The organism is Gordonia sp. (in: high G+C Gram-positive bacteria) (assembly GCF_020438995.1).
GTDB lineage: Bacteria > Actinomycetota > Actinomycetes > Mycobacteriales > Mycobacteriaceae > Gordonia.
The window spans coordinates 1-4,189 of sequence record NZ_JAGQTN010000097.1 but is presented as its reverse complement, the minus strand read 5'-3'; the positions used below and the strand labels follow the sequence as shown (position 1 = coordinate 4,189).

The window sequence follows — 4,189 nt, the reverse complement described above, 5'->3', positions numbered from 1 at the left end:
TTCCCATCGCGTTCATGCTGTGGGACTTCGCCCACGACACGGTGCTGAGCGGCAGTTCGGCCGGAATCATCACGGTGAGTGTTGTTTTCGTCTTCGTGATCGGTCTGGCCGTCGCGGCGGTCTGCGGCTACATGGCCGGTCTCATCGGCTCGTCCAACAGCCCGATATCGGGTGTGGGCATCCTGGTGGTACTGATCGCGGCCATCCTGATCAAGGCCACCTTCGGTGACACCGACGACTCCCATGTCCAGGCGCTCGTCGCGTTCACCTTGTTCACCGCGGCCATCGTGTTCGGTGTGGCCACCATCTCCAACGACAACCTGCAAGACCTCAAGACCGGTCAACTGGTAGGCGCCACCCCGTGGAAACAGCAGGTGGCGCTGGTGATCGGTGTGCTGTTCGGCTCGGCGGTGATTCCGCCGATCCTCGGCCTGATGTACGACGCGTTCGGCTTCGTCGGCGCACCCGGCGCAACCGAGGATTCGCTCGCGGCCCCGCAGGCCGGTCTGCTCAAGGACCTCACGCAGGGTGTTCTCGGCGGTGACCTCGACTGGGGCCTCATCGGTGTCGGCGCTCTGATCGGCGCCGGCGTCATCGTGATCGACGAGGTGCTGACCCGTACGTCGCGATTCCGGCTGCCGCCGCTGGCCGTCGGGATGGGCATGTACCTGCCTATGGTGGTGACGCTGATCATCCCAGTCGGTGCGTTCCTGGGCGCGTACTACAACAAGTGGGCCGAACGCTCCGGCGGCAACGTGGAACACAAGAAGCGGATGGGTACCCTGCTGGCGACCGGCCTGATCGTCGGTGAGGCGCTCTTCGGGGTGGTGTTCGCCGGTATCGTCGCCGCGACCAGCGACGACAGCGTGCTGCAGGTGGTGGGCGACGGCTTCGACAAGTGGGCCCAGGCGCTCGGCGTGATCGTCTTCGCCGCCTCGGTGGCCTGGCTGTACAACCGCACCCAACGCGTCTCATGCACCGAGGTCACCAAGTAGACCCGTCACCGCGCTCGGCGCAGGTACTCCTCGATAAGCCCGAGAACCTCCACGGCCGTATCCGCCTGCCGGGTCCGGTCCCCGAGCGCGTCACCCATGATCTGCGACCAGGTCGCATACAGCCCGGCGATGCCTTCACGGGCGGTGTCCGTCACGTCGAGACTGATCTGACGGGAGTCGGTGCCGTCACGGCGGCGCTCGATCAGCCCCTTGGCGGTCAGACTACGTAGCGCGGTGCTGATGTTGCTGCGCTGCAACCCATTCGCTTGCGCGACCGCGCTCGGCGTGCATCCGGGATTGCGATGAACCCACCGCATGACCGTCGCCTCGGTGCCGGTCAGCGCCGGCAGTCCCGCACCGGCCAGCGAATGCGGTTCCAGTTCCCTGGCCACCCGCAGGATCGCATCGGCCAGCTCCACCAGGACGGGATCGGGTGTAGGTGTGTCGGGCATCGCCATCTCCGGGACTTTACATCGAGCAACTAGTTATGTTTTCATAATTATATTACCGAAAAGTCAAAGGATGGCCAGACATGCCACAGGCACACGCCGCGCCGGGAGCCGGCGCAGCACACAACACCGATGAAGCGAACGCCGTCGCCGCGAACACGCCGCTGACCACGAAGTTGCTCGTCATCCTCGCCCTGCTCTCCGCGGTGGCCCCGCTCTCGATCGACCTCTACCTGCCGGCGTTCCCGGCGATGGCCGACGATCTGGCCACCTCTACGTCGGCGGTCCAGCTCACCCTGACCGCGTTCCTCGTCGGAATCACTATCGGGCAGTTGATCTTCGGTCCCCTGTCCGACAGGTTCGGCAGGCTGCGGCCCCTGCTGATCGGCGCGGTGCTGTGCGTCGTCGCCAGTATCGTCGCCGTGATCGCGCCGAACGTCGCGGTGCTCGTGGGAGCACGCCTGGTGCAGGGCATCGGCGGTGCGGCCGGCATGGTGATCGGCCGAGCCATCATCTCCGACGTGGCACACGGCAAGGCCGCGGCGCGCGCGTTCAGCCTCATGATGATCGTCGGTGGCATCGCCCCCGTGATCGCGCCGATGATCGGCGGATTCCTGGTCGATCCGATCGGGTGGCGCGGCATCTTGACCGTGATCCTGGCGCTGGCGGTGATCATGGTTGCATGCGTGGTGGCCGGAATCCGCGAGACACTGCCCGCGCCACGGCGCGCCGAGCTGAAAGCTCAGCGAGCGCAAAGTGCTTCATCGTCAGCGGCACTGCGCTCACGCGAATTCCTCGCCTACACCTTCACTTTCGGATTCTCGTTCGCCGTGATGATGGCCTATATCTCGGCCTCGCCGTTCGTGTATCAGGACATGATGGGTCTGAGCAGCATGGCGTACGGAATCGCCTTCGGCTGCAATGCTTTCGCCCTGATGATCGTCAGCGGGATCGCCGCCCGGCTGGCCGCCACCCGCTCGGTGAGCGGCATGCTCGCCGCCGGCGTCGGCCTGATGACCACCGGCGTCATCGTCGTGGGCGTGCTGGTGGCCGCAGGCGTCGACCCGATCTGGCTCAGCGTTCCGCTGTTCTTCACCGTCGCCTCACTAGGCTTGATCCTCGGTAACGCCACCGCGCTGGCCCTCGGCGCCGTTCCTGCGGCGGCCGGCAGCGCATCGGCGGTGCTCGGAGCCCTGCAGTTCGGCCTGGCCGCGGTCGTCTCCCCGCTCGTCGGTCTCGGCGGCGAGGACACCGCCGCCCCGATGGCGATCGTTATGGCGGCGTCGGCACTGATCGCCGTGGTCGCACTCCTCGCGTCCAGGGCGCCCCACCACCAGGGTGTGCGCCCCCTCGTCGGTTGAGTCACCAGCAGTGGGTATGGTTTGCCGGAAATGCCGGAAATCGTTTGCGGCATTGTGGGATTGATCGCAGAAGCCGTAGACGTCCTGGTTAAACTTTCGTCGCTTGGTTCGACGGAAGGACACAGTTCATGTTCCCTGCGCACGGCACGCCCGACGGGGGCGACACCGCGTGGATGCTGGTGGCATTCGCGCTCGTGTTGTTGATGACACCGGCGCTCGGCCTCTTCTACGGCGGCATGGTGCGCTCCAAGAGCGTCCTCAACATGATGATGATGTGCCTTACGTCCATCCCGATCGTGTGGATCGTGTGGGTGACGTTCGGATACTCGCTGGTGTTCGGTGACGATCACGGCGGCCTGATCGGGGACTTCACCAGCTTCGCGGGTCTCGAACACCTCTACGGCGACGACGGCGGGGCCGGGACTCCGCTGGTCGGTACGATCCCGGCGATCCTGTTCGTCGCCTTCCAGTCCGGCTTCGCGATGGTGACGGTCGCGCTGATCGCCGGCGCCGTCGCCGACCGGATGCGCTTCGCGTCGTGGATCCTCTTCGCCACGGCCTGGTCGATCTTCGTGTATCTACCGGTCGCGCACTGGGTCTTCAGCGCTCCCGGACTCACCGACGAGCACGGTGGCTGGATCGTCTCGCATCTCAAGGCGATCGACTTCGCCGGCGGTACAGCCGTCGAGATCAATTCAGGTGCTTCGGCTTTGGTTCTCGCGCTGTTGATCGGACGGCGCCGCGGCTGGCCGAAGGATCCGATGCGGCCGCACAATCTGCCTTACGTGATGCTCGGCGCCGGGCTGCTGTGGTTCGGGTGGTTCGGATTCAACGCCGGATCGGCGCTGGCGGCCGACGGGTCGGCAGCGCTGATCGCCGTCAACACCCTCGGTGCGGGTGCGGCGTCGATGGTGGCCTGGCTGGTCGTCGAACAGATCCGGCACGGACATCCGACGTCGTTCGGCGCCGCTTCCGGTGTGGTGGCCGGACTCGTCGCCATCACGCCGTCGTGCTCGGCGGTCACGCCCCTGGGTGCGCTCGCCGTCGGCATCGCCGCGGGAGCGATCAGCTGCCTGGCCATCGAACTGAAGTTCCGCTGGCGCTACGACGACTCCCTCGACGTCGTCGGTGTCCACTTCGTCAGCGGTGTGGTCGGAACGCTGATGATCGGGCTGGTGGCCAGCAGTTCGGCGCCGGCCGGCGTCGACGGCCTGTTCTACGGCGGCGGCCTCGACCAGCTCTGGCGGCAGGCCGTGGCCGTCGTCGCGGTCATGGCGTACGCGATGGCGGTGACCGCGATCCTGGCATTCGCCATCGACCGCACCATCGGTCTTCGTGCCGACCGGCAACATGAAGCCGACGGCATCGACGACGGGCAGCACGC

At 66.3% G+C, this 4,189-nt stretch carries 4 protein-coding genes; 3 read left to right on the top strand and 1 reads right to left on the bottom strand.

Annotated features, from left to right (window positions below):
* On the top strand, nt 1-995 hold a 995-nt coding region (locus KDB67_RS08025; RefSeq protein WP_291014573.1), incomplete at its 5' end, for an oligopeptide transporter, OPT family.
* A 5-nt stretch (nt 996-1,000) separates the two neighbouring features.
* Here the strand turns inward: KDB67_RS08025 and KDB67_RS08020 are convergent.
* Nucleotides 1,001-1,447 carry a MarR family transcriptional regulator gene (locus KDB67_RS08020; protein ID WP_291014570.1) on the bottom strand — a complete coding sequence of 149 codons (447 nt, stop codon included), beginning with the start codon at nt 1,445-1,447 and terminating at the stop codon, nt 1,001-1,003.
* A gap of 80 nt (nt 1,448-1,527) precedes the next feature.
* On the opposite strand from KDB67_RS08020, the gene KDB67_RS08015 reads away from it, so the two are divergent.
* Nucleotides 1,528-2,805 carry a multidrug effflux MFS transporter gene (locus KDB67_RS08015; RefSeq protein WP_291014567.1) on the top strand — a complete coding sequence of 426 codons (1,278 nt, stop codon included), beginning with the start codon at nt 1,528-1,530 and terminating at the stop codon, nt 2,803-2,805.
* A gap of 128 nt (nt 2,806-2,933) precedes the next feature.
* The coding region (locus KDB67_RS08010) for an ammonium transporter (protein WP_291014564.1) at nt 2,934-4,189 on the top strand (1,256 nt) is incomplete at its 3' end.

Excerpts from the sequence above, each read along its gene's own strand:
- KDB67_RS08015 (WP_291014567.1), top strand. The coding sequence starts at position 1,528 with ATGCCACAGGCACACGCCGCGCCGGGAGCCGGCGCAGCACACAACACC.
- KDB67_RS08020 (WP_291014570.1), bottom strand. The coding sequence starts at position 1,447 with ATGCCCGACACACCTACACCCGATCCCGTCCTGGTGGAGCTGGCCGAT.